This window comes from Pseudomonas sp. 57B-090624 (assembly GCF_003234055.1).
Lineage (GTDB): Bacteria > Pseudomonadota > Gammaproteobacteria > Pseudomonadales > Pseudomonadaceae > Metapseudomonas > Metapseudomonas tohonis.
On record NZ_QKRU01000009.1, the window covers coordinates 21,932 to 38,415 of the forward strand.

A 16,484-nucleotide genomic window follows, 5' to 3' on the forward strand; every position below is an offset into this window, starting at 1 on the left:
ACGTCGAGGGTCGAAGGAGCGGGCTCAGCCCTTGAAGCCCTTGCCCACCAGGTAGACCTCCCGCGAGCGCGGACGCGAGGCTTCCGGTTTGCGGATGAAGACCTTTTCGAACGAGGTGCGCACGTCCTTGAGGAACTCGTCGGAGCCTTCGCCCTGGAAGACCTTGACCACGTAGTTGCCGTTGGGCTTGAGCACCTGGCGGACCATGTCGAGGGTGAGCTCGACCAGGTACATCGAGGACGCCTGGTCGGCGGCGGCGACGCCGCTGATGTTGGGGGCGATGTCGGAGACGATCAGGTCGGGCCTGCGGCCGTCGAGCTTGTCGAGAAGCTGCTGGAACACGCCGTCATCGGTGAAGTCGCCCTGGATGAAGTCGACGTTGTCCAGGCCGTCCATCGGCAGGATGTCGGTGGCCAGGACGCGCCCGGTATCGCCCACCAGCTTGCCGGCCACCTGCGACCAGCCGCCCGGGGCGGAGCCCAGGTCCATGACCAGCATGCCGGGGCGGATCAGCTTGTCCTTCTCGTTCAGCTCGATCAGCTTGTAGCTGGAACGCGAGCGCAAGCCATCCTTCTGGGCCCGTTTCACATAGGGGTCGTTGACGTGTTCATCCAGCCAGCGGCGGCTGCTTTTGGATCGTTTCATGTTAGAGCCAACCACGGAAAATCAAGGTGGGGAGCGAACCCATGGGCGGTGCAGAGGAAAGGTCATGGGTGCGAAGCGGCGGCGATTATAAGCCGAGAATGACGCACAGGTTAAATTCGCCGGACGGGGAGGGTGCCGCGCCGGGCTGCGCGGTGCCCTCCGCGCGATCCTCAGGCCGCCACTGACAGGGGCGGGGGCGGCGGGTACAATTCGCGCCTTACCCTTCCCCTGTTGCTTCCTTTGCCGGGTTGACCGGCCAGGATTACCGCCATGATTCGCATCAACGAACTGTCCCTGCCCCTCGACCACTCCCCCGATGAACTGCGCAAGGCCATCGTCAAGCGCCTGGGTATCGGCGACGCCGACCTGCTGGGCTTCACCGTCTTCAAGCGCAGCTACGATGCCCGCAAGAAGAACAGCGTCATCCTGTTCATCTACATCATCGACCTGGAGGCACGCGACGAGGCGGCGATCCTGGCGCGCTTGGCCGACGACCACAACATCCGCCCTGCCCCGGACACCCGCTACTACCCGGTCGCCCAGGCACCGGCCGGGCTGGCCGAGCGCCCGCTGGTGGTGGGCTTCGGCCCCTGCGGCCTGTTCGCGGCGCTGCTGCTCGCGCAGATGGGCTTCAGGCCCATCGTGCTGGAGCGCGGCAAGGACGTGCGCAGCCGCACCAAGGACACCTGGGCGCTGTGGCGCAAGAAGGTCCTCACCCCCGAGTCCAACGTGCAGTTCGGCGAGGGCGGGGCCGGCCTGTTCTCCGACGGCAAGCTCTACAGCCAGATCAAGGACCCGAAGTTCTACGCCCGCAAGGTGATGCACGAGTTCGTCCGCGCCGGCGCGCCGGAAGAGATCATGTACGTGAGCAAGCCGCACATCGGCACCTTCCGCCTCACCGGCGTGGTCGCCACCATGCGCGAGGAGATCATCGCCCTGGGCGGCGAGGTGCGCTTCGAAAGCAAGGTGACCGACCTGCTGATCGACGACGGCCAGCTCGAAGGCGTGGTGCTGGCCAATGGCGAGACCCTGCACAGCCGCCATGTGGTCCTGGCGCTGGGCCACAGCTCCCGCGACACCTTCCGCATGCTCCACCGCCAGGGCGTGTTCCTGGAGGCCAAGCCCTTCGCCATCGGCTTCCGCATCGAGCACCCCCAGGGCCTGATCGACGAGGCGCGCCTGGGCAAGTACGCCGGCCACCCGGAGCTGGGCGCCGCCGACTACAAGGTGGTGCACCACGCCAGGAACGGCCGCGCCGTCTACAGCTTCTGCATGTGCCCGGGCGGCACCGTGGTGGCGGCCACCTCCGAGGTGGGGCGCGTGGTCACCAACGGCATGAGCCAGTACTCGCGCAACGAGCGCAACGCCAACTCGGGCATCGTCGTGGGCATCAACCCCGAGCAGGATTTCCCCGGCGGCCCGCTGGCCGGCGTGGAGTTCCAGGAGCGCCTGGAATCCCGTGCCTACGAGCTGGGCGGCAGCGACTACTGCGCCCCTGGCCAGCTGGTGGGCGACTTCATCCGTGGCGTGCCGTCCACCGAGTTCGGCGAGGTGGAGCCCTCCTACAAGCCCGGCGTGCGCCTGGGTGATCTCGCCCCCTCGCTGCCGGACTACGCCATCGAGGCCATCCGCGAGGCGCTGCCGGCGTTCGGCAAGCAGATCCGTGGCTTCGACCGTGCCGACGCGGTGCTCACCGGCATCGAGACCCGCACCTCCTCGCCGGTGCGCATCACCCGTGACAACGAGACCCTGCAGAGCCTCAACCTGAAGGGCCTGTACCCGGCCGGCGAAGGCGCCGGCTACGCGGGCGGCATCCTCTCGGCGGGGGTGGACGGCATCAAGGTGGCCGAAGCCCTGGCCAGGTCGCTGCTGTCCGCACACAGCCACTGAGCGCCGCATCGATGAAACTCGACGACATCAAGAAGCTCCACCAGAAGAAGTACCGGGCCGAGTTCGGTCACTTCCTGGTGGAGGGCGAGCACCTGCTGCTGGAATTGCAGAAGGCCGCCGAGCACAACCCGCAGCTGCTGCGCAGCCAGCTGTACGTGACCGCCGCCTACGAGCACTGGCACAGCCCGTTCGAGACCCACGTGATCAGCGACCGGCAGATGGCGCAGGTGGCCGATACCAAGACGCCCCAGGGCATCATCGCGCTGGTGCCGATGCCGGGTGCGTGCGCGCCGGCACCGGTCGCCGGCGAGCGTGCCATCTACCTGCACGAGATCCAGGACCCGGGCAACCTCGGCACCATCCTGCGCACCCTGGCGTGGTTCGGCGGTTTCCGCTGCCTGCTCAGCCCCGGCAGCGTCGACCCTTACAACCCCAAGGTCGTACGCGCCAGCATGGGCGCCATCTTCCATGCGCCCCTGGAGCTGGATGTGGCGCTGGAGTCCCTCGGCAGCCGCTTCGAGCGCATCGCCTGCCTGGACATGCACGGCGAGCCGGTGCAGTCCGCCGCCTTCAAGGCCTTCGACTGCTACCTGTTCGGCAACGAGGCACGCGGCGTGCCGCGTGAGCAACTCACCGCGCTCGACGCCCGGCCCTTCAACATCCCCGGCAGCGGTGCCATCGAGTCGCTGAACCTGGCCTCGACGGTCAACATGTGCGCCTACGAGCTGACCCGCTGACCTGCTGAAGACGCGCCCGGCCAAACCCCTGGCCGGGCGCGCCTGGCGATCACTCGGCCTGCAGCAGGGTTTCCAGGGGCGCCGGTGCATACAGCGCGCTCTGGAACTCGGGCACGTACTCGTACTTCATCATCTTCCCGAGCTGCAGTTCCTTGATGTAGCTGGACAGGCTGCCGTCGCCCAGCACCAGTTTCACCGCGTCCTCGTCGCTGCTGGATGCGTGGCGCTGCTGGCGCGACACCGCGTAGCCATAGGTCAGCTTCCCCTCGTGGTCGAGGTTGGTGAAGCTGCTGGTGGCGAGCTCGATTTCATCGGAGAGGTCGGCCAGCTTGCGGGTCTCCAGGGTCACATCCACCTGGCCCGTCTGGCTGTCGCGTATCTCGTAGATGACCGAGCCGTCGCTCTCCCGGTAGTCGATGCCGGTCAGCCACTTGGGCAGGTTGTAGCCGACTACGCCGCGCACCCGCGCCAGCTCGGTGTTGACCGGCAGCTTGAGCACGTAGCCCCAGAAGTCCTGCGACATCGACTGGCCGACCAGGGTGATGGGGCCCAGGTTGGCGTTGCCGGGCTTGTTGGTGACGATGGACAGGGCGATCTCGTTGTAGCTGTCGTTGTCGCAGTAGTGATAGGCGTAGGCGGTCAGCGCCACCAGGCCACGGCCGGGCCACACCTGCAGCGGCTGGACCTGTTCCAGCACCTTGGCCGGCATCAGCGAGCGGAGCTTTTCCAGGTCTGCGGTGAACACCGCCGTCACCCGGCTGTTGCGGTAGTAGAAGTTCGGCGAATAGGACTCGAAGCCTATATCCACCCGGGTCTTGTGCAGCGTCTTGAACCAGCTCAGGTCGATGTCCGGCGCTTCGGCGGCGATGGCCTCGAGCGGCGGGTTGGAGTGGTAGCGGTCATACAGCCCGCCCGCGACCACGGGGACGTCCTGGCCGGCGATGCGGGTGGTGGCGGTGGCTGCCGGGGCCGTGGCGGCATCGCCCGCCCAGGAGGAAAACGCGACGGCGCCGAGGAGCGCGCCCGCCATCACCGCCATGCTTGTGAGTTTCATCGTCTCTGGATCTCCACTGTCTGCGTCATGGTTGAGCCCGTGCCGTGGCGCCCGGGAAGCCAATCCACGGGCCCGTTCCGGAGGGGCGAAAAAACCTTAACGTTCAAGTGAAGTTGAAGGTCAAGCCTTCGATTTCAGGTTTTCATGGCGGGCGTTGCCGCCCCGTGAGGGAGTGGAGGAAGACGGGAATCGACAGCGCGTCCCGTTGGCGCAATACCACGGGCAGGCCTCGTGCAGGGTCACGGCGCCATGCGCAGGTCCATCACCATCTCGTGCCAGGCCATGCCGCCGTGGTCGGACGAGGAAGGCTGCACATAGCGGTAGCCCATGCGCCGGTACAACTCGACATGGCGTTCCTTGCACATCAGGTGGAGGGTCGCCTTGCCCTTCTCGCGCATGCGCTGCACGAAGGTGCGCATCAGCAGCGACGACAGGCCCTTGCCCTGGTGCGCCGGGTCGATCACCACCGACATGATCACCACGTTCGGCGCCTCGGCGTCGTGGCCCACCAGCTCCTTGAACGCCTCGTCGGACATCACCACCTCGTGGGCGCAGCCACTGTTGATGAAACCGACCACCGCGCCGTCCAGCTCGAGGATCAGGAAGCCCTCGGGGTACTGCCCGATGCGCGTCGCGATCTTCTCCCGCGTGGCGGCCTCGTCGCCTTCATAGGCGCAGATCTCGATCTGGTAGCAGCGGTCGGTGTCGGAGAGGGTGGCGTTGCGGAAGGTGGGCGTGCTCATGGGGGGCCTCGATGGCAGTTCGGCGCGGCATGGTAAAGCAGCTGCCGGCTGTGTGCACGGCCGGCGTCGGGTTGCACCCGGCCTACAAAAGGCCCGGTGCTGCAGGTTGGCGCCGAGCACAGCGAGGCCCAGCACAGCGATGCCTGGCCACGCGACGTTGGGCTTCCCCAACCTACACATCCCCTGTGGGAGCGGCTTCAGCCGCGAAAGACCCATCGCCGGCACAGGGCTGCTGCATGGGCGGGTATTCCATCGCGAATGAGTGTGCTCCCACGAGGTGGGTGGCGGTGCGGGCGGCAAGATCGCCTGGTGGATGAAAAGAGCGCCAGCCACCCTACACACCGGTCGGCGCCCTGGTGCGGGTTGCACTGTCTCTCGTCTTCGCCCCGGCCTGGGCGCTAAGCTGGCGGCCTCTCGGAAAGGGCACGACGCCAGGCGGTGAGGGTGGACAGGTTCCAGGAAATGAAGGTGCTGCTGGCGGTGACCGAGGCGCAGAGCTTCGCCGGTGGCGCGAAGCTGGTGGGCCTCTCGCCGCCCAGCGTGACCCGTGCCATCGCGGCGCTGGAGGCACGCCTCGGCACCCTGCTGCTGGCCCGCAGCACGCGCAGCCTGCGCCTCACCGAGGCCGGGCGGCGCTACGTGGAGGATTGCCGGCGCATCCTGCTGGAGCTGGAAGAGGCCGAGGAGCTGGCCGCCGGCAGCCACGTGCGCCCGCGCGGGCGCCTGACGGTCACGGCGCCGGTGATGTTCGGCGAGCTGTTCCTCATCCCGCTGATCGCCGAATACCTCGACCTGTACCCGGAGGTGGAGATCAACGCCCTGCTGGTCGACCGCGTGGTGAACATGGTCGAGGAGGGCGTGGACGTCGCCGTGCGCATCGGCTCGCTCCGCGAAGGCGAGCACCTGGCGCTGCAGGTCGGGCAGATACGCCCGGTGGTCTGCGCCGCGCCGGCGCTGCTCGACCGCATCGGCAGGCCGAGCCGTCCCGAGGACCTGGAGAGCGCCCAAGTGGTCATGTCGTCCGCCAGCGGGCTGCTCACCCACTGGCAGTTCATGGGGCCGGACGGGCCGTTCGGGTTCACGCCGACGCCACGCCTGCTGGTCAGCTCCAACCAGGCGGCGATCAAGGCCGCGCGCCTGGGCTGGGGCTTCACCCGCGTGCTGTCGTACCAGGTGGCCGAGGCCATCGCCGGGGGCGAACTGGAGACGGTGCTCGACGCCTTCGCCATGCCCGCGCTGCCGGTGTACATCATCCAGCAGGGGGGCCGGCGCGAGTCGGCCAAGGTGCGTACCTTCGTCGACCACTGCGCCACGCGCTTCCGCGCCGATGCCGCCTTGCGCGCAGCGGGGGCGCCGGTCGCGCGATGAGCCGCCACCGCGAGATGCAGGTCTTCCTGGCCGTGGCCCGGGCGGGCAGCCTGGCAGGGGGCGCGCGCCGGCTGCACCTGTCCCAGGCCACCGTGACGCGCACCCTCGCCGCCCTGGAGGCGCGACTGGGCAACGCCCTGCTGCTGCGCGGCCCGCGCGGGGCCAGCCTGAGCCCGGAGGGCGAGCGCTTCGCCGAAAGCTGCGAGCGCATCCTCGGGCGGGTGGAGGAGGCGGAGCGCTCCGTCACCGGCCTGCACGCCGAGCCGGCCGGTGCCCTGCACCTGGCGATGCCGCTGCTGATGGCGCACCAGGTGTTCACCCCCATCGCCCTCGACTACCTGGACGCCTTCCCCGGGATGACCCTGGACATCCGCGCCCGCGAGGGGTTGCCCCGGTTGCTGGAGGAGGGGGTCGACGTCGCCCTGGTGACCGGCCCGCTGCCGGATTCCTCGGGGTTCGCCGTGCCCCTGGGGCGGGTCCGCCCCCTCATCTGCGCGGCGCCTGGCTACCTGGCGCGCCATGGCCGACCGGCCAGCCCCGAGGCGCTGCCCGGGCTGCCGACCATAGCCGCCACCTCCACCGGCCATGCCGGCGAGTGGCGCTTCGTCGACGGCGCGGTGAAGATCACGCCTCGGCTGCTCTGCAGCACCCCGCAGGCCGCCATCCGCGCCGCCGTCGCCGGGCTGGGGCTGACCCGTTGCCTGAGCCACGAGGTGCACCAGGAGCTGCAGGCCGGCCAGCTGGAAACCGTGCTGGAACCCTTCGCCGCCGCGCCGCTGCCGGTGCACCTGCTCTATCGCGAAGGCCGCCGCGCCGCCGCGCGGGTGCGCAGCTTCCTCGACTTCGCCGTGCCACGGCTGCGCGCGCATCCGGCTTTCGAGGGGTGAATCGGTCGCCCCTACAGAAAGCAGGCCGAGCCAGCGCGCGGGCATGAGTCCTGTGCAGGGTGGAGGTAGCTTTCTACCTCCACCGGGCGGAGCCGCGTGTGGCACACGCCCCTGCATCAAGATCCAATCAATTTCAGAAAATGAAAGAGTGGATTGCCATTGGTGGTGATTCTGCTCATCGCTGCATGGGCTCAACATGGCTCCACCGTCGCGAACGCCCAACCGGGCGGTTCACGGTGAACACCCCGAACCGATAAGGAGCCACCGCCATGTCCCGTCCCGCCATCAAGCTGTACCGCCACCCGCTGTCCGGCCATGCCCATCGCGTCGAACTCATGCTCTCGCTGCTGCAACTGCCCACCGAGCTGGTCTTCGTCGACCTGGCCAAGGGCGCGCACAAGCAGCCCGACTTCCTGGCCCTCAACGCCTTCGGCCAGGTGCCGGTGATCGATGACGCCGGCACCGTGGTCAACGACTCCAACGCCATCCTCGTCTACCTGGCCAAGCGTTACGGCGAGGGGCGCTGGCTGGCCGAGGAAGCCGTGGCCGCCGCGCGCATCCAGCGCTGGCTGTCGGTGGCCGCCGGGCAGGTCGCCTACGGCCCTGCCGCCGCGCGCCTGATCACCGTCTTCGGCGCCTCCTTCAATGCCGAGGAAGTGATCCACCGGGCCCATGTGCTGCTCGCGGTGATGGAAGGCGAGCTGGACGCCTCCCGCTTCCTCGCCGGTGACACGCCGACCATCGCCGACGTGGCCAACTACAGTTACATCGCCCATGCGCCGGAGGGCAACGTGTCGCTGGAGGCCTATCCCAACGTGCGTGCCTGGCTGGCCCGCATCGAGGCGCTGCCGGGCTTCGTGCCCATGCAACGCACCGCCGCCGGCCTCAACGCCGCCTGAGCCACCCCGGGCTGCCGAGCCCCGGCAGCCCCACTCCGGAGGGCAGACCATGGAACAGACTCCCAGCCAGCGCCCCTCGCCCTGGCATGCCGGTGAACGGCAACTGCAGGAAACGGTCGGCGTGGCCGAGCGGATGGAGGCCCACGGGCAGAAGGTCATCCGCGACCACATGCCCGACCAGCACCGTGCCTTCTTCCATCAACTGCCCTTCCTGATCGCCGGTGCGGTGGATGGCGACGGCCGCCCCTGGGCCACCCTGATCGAGGGCCCCGAAGGCTTCGTCACCTCGCCCGACCCCAGGCACCTGGTGGTCGACCTGGCCGCCCGCCCGCTGGACCCGCTGGACCCGGCCACCCCCGGCCTGGGTGCCGGCGCCGCCCTCGGCCTGCTCGGCATCGAGCTGCACACGCGGCGTCGCAACCGCCTCAACGGTGCGATCGGCCAGGCCTCGGCACAGCAGTTCGAGGTGCGGGTCGAGCACTCCTTCGGCAACTGCCCGCAGTACATCCAGCGACGCGAATGGAGCAGCTCCCCCGAGCCGCGCGGCACGGTCCGCGAGGACGCCGCCGAGCTGGACGAACGCACCCGCGCGATGATCCGCGCCGCCGACACCTTCTTCGTCGCCAGCTACGTCGACCACGAAGACGGCGGCCGCTCCGTGGACGTCTCCCACCGTGGCGGGCGCGCAGGCTTCGTGCGGGTGGAAGGCAACCGCCTGACCATCCCCGACTACGCCGGCAACCTGCACTTCAACACCCTGGGCAACCTGTTGAGCAACCCGCGCGCCGGCCTGCTGTTCGTCGACTTCGAGCAGGGCAACGTGCTGCAGGTACAGGGCCGTGCCGAGGTGATCCTCGACAGCCCGCTGATCACCGCCTTCGAAGGTGCCGAGCGCATCTGGACCCTCGATATCGAGCAGGTGGTGTTCCGCCCCAGCGCGGTGTCGCTGCGCTGGGACTTCGACGACTACGCGCCCACCAGCCTGCTCACCGGCACCTGGGCCGAGGCGGACGAGCGCCTGCGCGAGACCGAGCGGCGTCGCCAGTGGCAGCGCTGGCGCGTCCTGAGCCAGCAGCAGGAAAGCCGCGACATCCGCTCGCTGGTGCTGGCACCGGAGGAGGGGGGCGAGGTGAGTTTCGCCCCCGGCCAGCACATTCCCCTGCGCCTGCGCACCGATGATGGCGAAGCCCTGGTGCGCACCTACAGCGTCTCCAGCGCGCCGAGCGACGGTTACCTGCGCATCAGCGTCAAGGCCCAGGGCAAGGGCTCGCGGCACCTGCATCAGCAGGTACGGGTCGGCGATGTGCTGGAAGCACGCCCGCCCCTGGGCGGCTTCACCCTGAAGACCGACAGCCAGCGCCCCGTGGTGCTGATCGGCGCGGGCGTGGGCATCACCCCGATGGTCTCCATGGCCCGCGAACTGGTGGCGCTCAACCAGCGGCAGCCGGTCGGTCGTCGCATCCATCTGTTCCAGGGCGCGAGGGGCCTGCACGACCTGCCGTTCCAGGCCGAGCTGCAGGCACTGTCGAGCCGCTCGGGTGGCCTGCTGAACCTGGTGCGCGCCCTCAGCGCTCCCGAGGCGGAGGCTCGGCCGGGGCAGGATTTCGAACTGAGCGGCCGCCTCGACCTGGCACGCATCCAGGCCAGCCTGCCGTTCGACGACTACGACTTCTACCTGTGCGGCCCGGCGGCTTTCACCCAGTCGATCTACGACGGCCTGCGCGGCTTGAATGTCGCCGATTCGCGCATCCACGCCGAGGCCTTCGGCCCCTCGACGTTGCGGCGCCAGGTCGACGGGCAGGCGCCGACTCGGGTCCAGCCACCGGCGGCCACCCGCCCGGTGCCGGTGTACTTCACCCATTCGGCCAAGGAAGCACGCTGGACACCGGAGAGCGGCAGCCTGCTGGAGCTCGCGGAAAGCCGCGGCCTGGCCCCCGAGTTCAGCTGCCGGGGCGGCTCCTGCGGCACCTGCCGCACGCGCCGCATCAGCGGCGAGGTGCATTACCCCAACCCGCCGGCGGAAATGCCCGAGGCCGACATGGTGCTGATCTGCTGCGCCGTCCCGGCGGCGGACGAAGAGGGCGCCCAACCCCTTGTGCTCGACCTGTGAGGAGGCTCGCCATCATGACCATCCAGCAAAACCCCTGGGCCGACGGCATTCCCCGCTGGAACGACGCCCCCGACCGTGATGCCCGTTCCCGCCTCGGCACGCCCGCGTGCGTGGAGACCGAGGCCGGCTTCCTGCTGTCGCAACTGCTGTTCCCCATGGACCTGCCGAGGCGGGAGGCTGGCGTGCAATGCGGGGAGGGGGACTGGCGCTGCTGAGCCGAGCGGCCGGGCGGTGGGTTTCGCTGCGCGCTAGGCCACCCAGCGAAAGTGGCTGCCGGGTGGCGGCGCAGGATGTCTCTTTTGCGATGGTGGTTGGCCGGATTGCGTGAGACAGCCAGGGCGGCGCGGCATAGGATGGCGCCCGATCCCGAAGTCCGGCAGCGTCGTGCCGCGGCCTCCCAGCCCGCGGTGTGCGCTGCTCCTGCCTGGAAGCTCCAGCATGTCCGTCAGCACCACCGCTTCTCCCCTGGCCGCGACCCCGGCGGCGAACCCGGCCAGCCCGCTGGTCATGCGCGTGATCGGCGCCTGCGCGCTGGCCCACCTGATCAACGACCTGATCCAGGCGGTGCTGCCGTCCATCTACCCGATGCTCAAGGCCAGCTACGGCCTGAGCTTCACCCAGGTCGGCCTGATCACCCTGACCTTCCAGCTCACCGCCTCGCTGCTGCAACCCTGGGTCGGCTACTACACCGACCGCCACCCCAAGCCCTGGCTGCTGCCGGCCGGCTCGCTGTGCACCCTGGTGGGCATCCTGCTGCTGGCCTTCGTCGGCTCCTTCCCGGCCATCCTCATGGCCTCGGCGCTGGTGGGCATCGGCTCCTCGACCTTCCACCCGGAAGCTTCGCGCATCGCCCGGCTGGCCTCGGGCGGGCGCTACGGCCTGGCGCAGTCCACCTTCCAGGTCGGCGGCAACGCCGGCAGCGCGTTCGGCCCGCTGCTCGCGGCAGCCATCGTCATCCCCTACGGGCAGGGCCACGTGGCCTGGTTCGGGCTGTTCGCCACCTTCGCCATCCTGGTGCTCTACGGTCTCAGTCGCTGGTACCGCAACCACCTGAACCTGTTCCGCCTCAAGCAGGGCGGCGCGGCGACCCACGGCCTGTCCAGGCGCCGGGTGACCTTCGCCCTGGTGATCCTGGCACTGCTGGTGTTCTCCAAGTACTTCTACATGGCCAGCCTGACCAGCTACTTCACCTTCTACCTGATCGAGAAGTTCGACCTGTCGGTGGCCACCTCGCAGATCTACCTCTTCCTGTTCCTCGGCTCCGTCGCCGCCGGCACCTTCTTCGGCGGCCCCATCGGCGACCGCATCGGGCGCAAGAAGGTGATCTGGTTTTCCATCCTCGGCGTCGCCCCCTTCACCCTGGCGCTGCCCCATGTGGACCTGTTCTGGACCGGCGTGCTGAGCATGGTCATCGGCTTCATCCTCGCCTCGGCCTTCTCCGCCATCGTGGTCTTCGCCCAGGAGCTGGTGCCCGGCAACGTGGGCATGATCGCCGGCGTGTTCTTCGGCCTGATGTTCGGCTTCGGCGGCATCGGCGGGGCGCTGCTGGGGCACCTGGCGGACATCCACGGCATCGAGCACGTGTTCTTCCTCTGCTCCTTCCTGCCGCTGCTGGGCATCCTCACCCTCCTCCTGCCCTCGACGAAGAAGGCCTGAGTCCCGCTCAGGCCCAGCGCCGCACCCGCTCCCGGTAGCGGGTGTAGTCGGCGCCGAACAGCCCGGCCAGCGCCCGTTCCTCGGGGATGATCTGGAAGCGGTCGAGGTACAGCACGAACCCCGCCACCGCGATCAGGGCCAGCGGCGCGCCCAGCAGCGCCGCCCAGGCGACGAGCAGGAGGGCGAAGCCCAGGTACATGGGGTTGCGCGTGTGGCGGTAGATGCCGGCCTGCACCAGCGCCGAGGCCTGCTCCGGCACCAGCGGGTTGACCGTGGTACGGGCCCGTCGGAAGGCCGCCACGCCGGCCAGGCACACGCCCGCGCCCAGCGCCGACAACGCCAGCGCGGCCCCGAGCCGCCAGGCCCAGGCCATCTCCACAGGGGGGAGCAGGTGCGCCAGCAAGGCCATGAGCAGGGCGCAGATCAGGGTCGCCAGCGCGGGGGGAATGCGTTTTTCCAGACGGTCCATCAGTGTTCCTCGGGGTGTGTTCGGTCCGAGGATGAAGGCTGTAGCGACTCCAGGGTCAAGTGCCATCACCCGGGTGTACCACCCCCGCCGACTTGCGCTGCGGGCTCCAGGGGCTAGGCTCGACCGTTCTGCTTTTCAGTAACGGAATGGACGATGGAACAGTCAGGAGCAACGGTTTTCACCAAGGGCGAGTTCAGCGTGGTGCAGTGGGTCGCGGTGCGGCAGGACGGCTCCACCGAGGTTCGCGGCTATCGATTGCGGGGCCCCGGCGCTCCGCAGATCCTGCTGCCCACGGCGGTGATCGCCAGTGCGATGGTTCAGGAGCTGTCGAAGCGCCGGCCCGGCTCGCGCTTCTGAGCAGGGCCGCCAGGTCATCGAAAAGCGCCCTTCGGGGCGCTTTTTTCATGGGCGGTGTCATCAGCCGCCGTTGCGTTTCTTCTCGTCGGCGCTCGCCGGCGGTTCGCTGCGCTTGGCCGGTTGCTGGCCGGCATCGTGGCCCCGCTGGTGGAGGTGAACGGCGACCTCCACCCTACGCCCGTGATGCGCCTGTGCGGGTGGGAACGGGTAGGGTGGACGACGCTTCACCCGTCCACCTTGCGGAGTCCGGCGTGGCCCCGTTGGTGGAGGTGAAAGGCGACCTCCACCCTACGCCCGGGATGCGCCTGTGCGGGTGGGACGGGTAGGGTGGACGACGCTTCACCCGTCCACCATTCGCAGCCCGGCATGGCACCGCTGGTGGAGGTAAAAAGCGACCTCCACCCTACGCCCCGGGATATGCCTGTATTGGGTGGGAACAGCTGTTGCTGGGGCAACAGCTGTTCAGCATTCCTGCCAGGCACCCAACAGCGCAGCTGTTGGTGGTTTTTCCTATCTGCTTGATCCCCATGGGATTTCCGTGTTGGCACGACTGCTGCTCTACCCCTCGTACACGCACGTCGCCGTGGCGAGAGGTCGGAATGAGTCGGACGATAAAGGTGGTGGTGGTTTCGGGCAGCCTGCGCAACCCCTCGCGCACCCATGGGCTGCTGGAGGCGCTGGCGGAGCGCTTGCGGGCGCGCCTGGACGTCGAACTGCACTGGGTCCGCGTGGCTGGTCTCGCCGGTTCCCTGGCCGGCTCGCTGGAGCGTGACACCGCCTCGCCGGCGTTGCTGCCGCACCTTAAGGCCATCGAGACGGCCGACCTGATCATCGCCGGCAGCCCGGTGTATCGCGCCTCCTACACCGGCCTGTTCAAGCACCTCTTCGACCTGGTGGACTACCAGGCGCTCAAGGGCGTGCCGGTGCTGCTGGCCGCCACCGGCGGCGGCGAGCGCCACGCCCTGGTGATCGACCACCAGCTGCGCCCGCTGTTCGCCTTCTTCCAGGCGCACACCTTGCCCTACGGCCTCTACGCCACGGTCGATGCCTTCACCGAACACCGCCTCACCGACCCCGCCCAGCTCGAACGCATCGAGCGCGCGCTGGACCCCGTCGTCGCCTTCTTCCGTGCCACGGCGCACGCCGCCTGAATCCCTGGACCGAGGAGTTACCGAGATGAGCCAACAACCGATCCGCTTCGCCTACTGGGTGCCCAACGTCAGTGGTGGCCTGGTGGTCAGCAACATCGAGCAGCGCACCAGCTGGGACGCCGACTACAACCGCAAGCTGGCGCAGATCGCCGAGCGCTCGGGCTTCGACTACGCCCTGTCGCAGATCCGCTTCACCGCCGGCTATGGCGCCGAGTTCCAGCACGAGTCGGTGGCCATCAGCCACGCGCTGCTGGCCGCCACCGAGCGGCTCAAGGTGATCGCCGCCATCCTGCCCGGGCCCTGGAACCCCGTGCTGGCGGCCAAGCAGCTGGCCACCATCGACCACCTCAGCAACGGCCGCATCGCCATCAACGTGGTCTCCGGCTGGTTCCGTGGCGAGTTCCACGCCATCGGCGAACCCTGGCTGGACCACGACGAGCGCTACCGCCGCTCGGAGGAATTCATCCGCGCCCTGAAGGGCATCTGGACCCAGGACGACTTCACCTTCAACGGCGACTTCTACCGCTTGCGCCACTACAGCCTCAAGCCCAAGCCGCTGCAGCAGCCGCACCCGGAAATCTTCCAGGGCGGCAGCTCGCGGGCCGCCCGCGACATGGCCTCGCGCGTGTCGGACTGGTACTTCACCAACGGCAACAGCGTCGAGGGCATCAAGGCGCAGGTCGACGACATCCGCGCCAAGGCCGCGGCCAACGGCCATTCGGTGAAGGTCGGGGTGAACGCCTTCATCATCGCCCGCGACACGGAGGAGGAAGCCCGCGCGGTGCTGCAGGACATCATCGACAAGGCCAACCCCGAGGCGGTCAACGCCTTCGGCGCCGAAGTGAAGAACGCCGGCGCCGCCAGCCCCGAGGGCGAAGGCAACTGGGCCAGGTCCAGCTTCGAGGACCTGGTGCAATACAACGACGGCTTCAAGACCAACCTCATCGGCACGCCCCGGCAGATCGCCGAACGCATCGTCGCCCTCAAGGCCGTGGGCGTTGACCTGATCCTCTCCGGCTTCCTGCACTTCCAGGAGGACGTGGAGTACTTCGGCCAGCACGTGCTGCCGCTGGTGCGCGAGCTGGAGGAGGAGCAGCGGGCCGAGAAGGCGGTGGCCTAGCCGACGCTCTGCCGCGTGGTTTCGCCAGGCACCCGCCACCCTGGGGAAGCCGGGTACATCGGTGATGCGCACATCGACGTGACGCCCGGCTCAGGGGCTGGGCGGCGTTTTTGTGCGGGTGTTGGCAATGTGCCGGGGCGGTCGAGCCGGGCGACAGGGCGAGGCGCTATCGTAGGCGCCTTCACGGGGAAACCCGACCCGCTGCTGCAAGGAGGCACTGTCGTCCATGTCCGAGACCACCATCACCCTGCGTGCGCAATTTCGCGATGAGGTCCAGGCCCAGCAGGTGCTGGATGCCTTCACCACGGCCGCCGAGGCGCACGGCCACGAGCTGACCGCCAGCCTTGCTTCATTGGCGCCCGTCGGTGCCCACGATCCGCAGCAGGGCATCGATATCGAGCGCCTTGGGCGCGAGGATTCGACGCTGCTGGTGACGGGCTATGCCGGGCGCATCGACCCGCCGCTCTGGCTGGTCCCGGGCCTGGTGCACCTGGGCGCGACCCGCACGGTGCTCAGTGAGTCGCGGGACGAAGGCGGCCAGCGGCATCATTTCATCGGCCTGAAGCGGGTGTCGCAGAAGGCCTTCGAGGCCAGTGCCGCGCTCATGCCCAAGCCGCCCCTGAAGGCGGGCGCCGAGCTGTTCCTGCCCGAAGGGCGGGTGACGGTCAAGGCCACGCTGCTCAGCCACGCGTGGAAGGAATCGCAGTTCGAACGCTTCTGCGTGATGCGCATGCAGGCCGAGGACGGGCGCCTGTTTCTCTACAAGGGCGCGTCCGGGCTGACGGCGATGACCGCCGACGATCACGAGAAGACCTGCACCTTCTCCGCCACCTTCGAACTGGGCGAGTACGAGGGCGAGACGGTGGCGTTCGCCCGCCGGCCCACCAAGCTCCAGCTCGGCAGCATCGCCCCGGCCAAGGCCCGCAAGGTCAAATTCAGTGGCCGCAACAAGGCGTTCATGGAGGGGCCGTTCGCGCCGCTCATCAGCGGCTACCTGCAGGAGCTGGAGGGCCAGCCGGATGCCTTCGTGCAACGGTTGGGCGCCACCTCGCTGCTGGATGTGGAGCTGACGGAGCTGTTCGCCCTGCTGAAGGGGATCGACGCCTATTCCTTCGACGGCTTCGGCCACTATGTCGCGCTCTCGGACGGCAGCCGCGAGGCCTTCGAGATCTACACCGTGGGCGATGCGACGGTCGATCTCGAGGCTGCGCGCCAGCACCTGAATACGCTCGATGTGGCCGCCACCTACCGGGACGACCACCCCAATGTGTACACGCTGCACTGGCTGCACGAGGGCATCCGCGTGCGCTTCAAGGTGTGGGCGAAGGGGTTCGAGTGCTACCTCGATCGGCAGGTGGAGTCCGCTTTCTAGCGGGGGGTGGCGCGGGACATTTCGGG

16 protein-coding genes are annotated in these 16,484 nt (G+C 68.7%); 12 read left to right on the forward strand and 4 right to left on the reverse strand.

Annotated features, from left to right (window positions below; genetic code table 11):
- Positions 1-24: 24 nt before the first annotated feature.
- Positions 25-645, reverse strand: coding sequence for a 23S rRNA (uridine(2552)-2'-O)-methyltransferase RlmE (rlmE, locus tag DMX10_RS05930; RefSeq protein ID WP_111260223.1), 621 nt, complete (start codon positions 643-645; stop codon positions 25-27).
- A gap of 270 nt (positions 646-915) precedes the next feature.
- Between rlmE and DMX10_RS05935 the strand changes: the two genes are divergently transcribed.
- Both DMX10_RS05935 and DMX10_RS05940 read left to right on the forward strand, forming a co-directional pair.
- Positions 916-2,535: an NAD(P)/FAD-dependent oxidoreductase gene (locus tag DMX10_RS05935; RefSeq protein WP_111260224.1), complete on the forward strand. Its 1,620-nt coding sequence runs from the start codon at positions 916-918 to the stop codon at positions 2,533-2,535.
- Between the two features lie 11 nt (positions 2,536-2,546).
- Positions 2,547-3,272: an RNA methyltransferase gene (locus DMX10_RS05940; protein WP_111260225.1), complete on the forward strand. Its 726-nt coding sequence runs from the start codon at positions 2,547-2,549 to the stop codon at positions 3,270-3,272.
- Positions 3,273-3,321: 49 nt separating this feature from the next.
- Here the strand turns inward: DMX10_RS05940 and DMX10_RS05945 are convergent, their stop codons facing one another.
- Both DMX10_RS05945 and DMX10_RS05950 read right to left on the reverse strand, forming a co-directional pair.
- Positions 3,322-4,326, reverse strand: coding sequence for an acetoacetate decarboxylase (ADC) (locus tag DMX10_RS05945; protein WP_111260226.1), 1,005 nt, complete (start codon positions 4,324-4,326; stop codon positions 3,322-3,324).
- A gap of 239 nt (positions 4,327-4,565) precedes the next feature.
- Positions 4,566-5,069 (reverse strand): GNAT family N-acetyltransferase, encoded by a 504-nt coding sequence (locus DMX10_RS05950; protein WP_111260227.1) that lies wholly within the window; start codon positions 5,067-5,069, stop codon positions 4,566-4,568.
- Between the two features lie 444 nt (positions 5,070-5,513).
- Here DMX10_RS05950 and DMX10_RS05955 point away from each other — a divergent pair, with 444 nt between their 5' ends.
- From DMX10_RS05955 to DMX10_RS05980, 6 genes are all read left to right on the forward strand, one after another.
- The gene (locus tag DMX10_RS05955; protein WP_111260228.1) at positions 5,514-6,437 is read left to right on the forward strand and encodes a LysR family transcriptional regulator; all 924 of its coding nucleotides are present in this window, start codon (positions 5,514-5,516) and stop codon (positions 6,435-6,437) included.
- Complete coding sequence (locus DMX10_RS05960; RefSeq protein ID WP_111260229.1) at positions 6,434-7,324, forward strand: LysR family transcriptional regulator; 891 nt, start codon at positions 6,434-6,436, stop codon at positions 7,322-7,324. The genes DMX10_RS05955 and DMX10_RS05960 overlap by 4 nt, the downstream gene beginning before the upstream one ends.
- Before the next feature lie 269 nt (positions 7,325-7,593).
- On the forward strand, positions 7,594-8,223 hold the full coding sequence (locus tag DMX10_RS05965; RefSeq protein WP_111260230.1) for a glutathione S-transferase family protein: 630 nt from the start codon (positions 7,594-7,596) through the stop codon (positions 8,221-8,223).
- Positions 8,224-8,272: 49 nt separating this feature from the next.
- Positions 8,273-10,333 carry a pyridoxamine 5'-phosphate oxidase family protein gene (locus DMX10_RS05970; protein ID WP_111260231.1) on the forward strand — a complete coding sequence of 687 codons (2,061 nt, stop codon included), beginning with the start codon at positions 8,273-8,275 and terminating at the stop codon, positions 10,331-10,333.
- Positions 10,334-10,347: 14 nt separating this feature from the next.
- Positions 10,348-10,548, forward strand: coding sequence for a hypothetical protein (locus tag DMX10_RS05975; protein WP_111260232.1), 201 nt, complete (start codon positions 10,348-10,350; stop codon positions 10,546-10,548).
- Positions 10,549-10,771: 223 nt separating this feature from the next.
- Complete coding sequence (locus DMX10_RS05980; protein WP_111260233.1) at positions 10,772-11,989, forward strand: MFS transporter; 1,218 nt, start codon at positions 10,772-10,774, stop codon at positions 11,987-11,989.
- Between the two features lie 7 nt (positions 11,990-11,996).
- Here DMX10_RS05980 and DMX10_RS05985 read toward each other — a convergent pair whose 3' ends face one another.
- A complete protein-coding gene (locus DMX10_RS05985; protein ID WP_111260234.1) occupies positions 11,997-12,458 on the reverse strand; it encodes an isoprenylcysteine carboxylmethyltransferase family protein in 462 nt (153 codons plus the stop codon).
- Positions 12,459-12,611: 153 nt separating this feature from the next.
- Here DMX10_RS05985 and DMX10_RS05990 point away from each other — a divergent pair, with 153 nt between their 5' ends.
- From DMX10_RS05990 to DMX10_RS06005, 4 genes are all read left to right on the forward strand, one after another.
- Entirely contained in the window at positions 12,612-12,815 is a 204-nt protein-coding gene (locus DMX10_RS05990; RefSeq protein ID WP_111260235.1) for a hypothetical protein, read from the forward strand.
- 599 nt (positions 12,816-13,414) lie between these two features.
- Positions 13,415-13,966, forward strand: coding sequence for an FMN reductase (gene msuE, locus DMX10_RS05995; RefSeq protein ID WP_111260236.1), 552 nt, complete (start codon positions 13,415-13,417; stop codon positions 13,964-13,966).
- A 25-nt stretch (positions 13,967-13,991) separates the two neighbouring features.
- On the forward strand, positions 13,992-15,086 hold the full coding sequence (gene sfnG / locus DMX10_RS06000; protein WP_111260237.1) for a dimethylsulfone monooxygenase SfnG: 1,095 nt from the start codon (positions 13,992-13,994) through the stop codon (positions 15,084-15,086).
- Between the two features lie 226 nt (positions 15,087-15,312).
- Positions 15,313-16,458 (forward strand): hypothetical protein, encoded by a 1,146-nt coding sequence (locus tag DMX10_RS06005; protein WP_111260238.1) that lies wholly within the window; start codon positions 15,313-15,315, stop codon positions 16,456-16,458.
- The last annotated feature ends 26 nt before the right edge of the window (positions 16,459-16,484 follow it).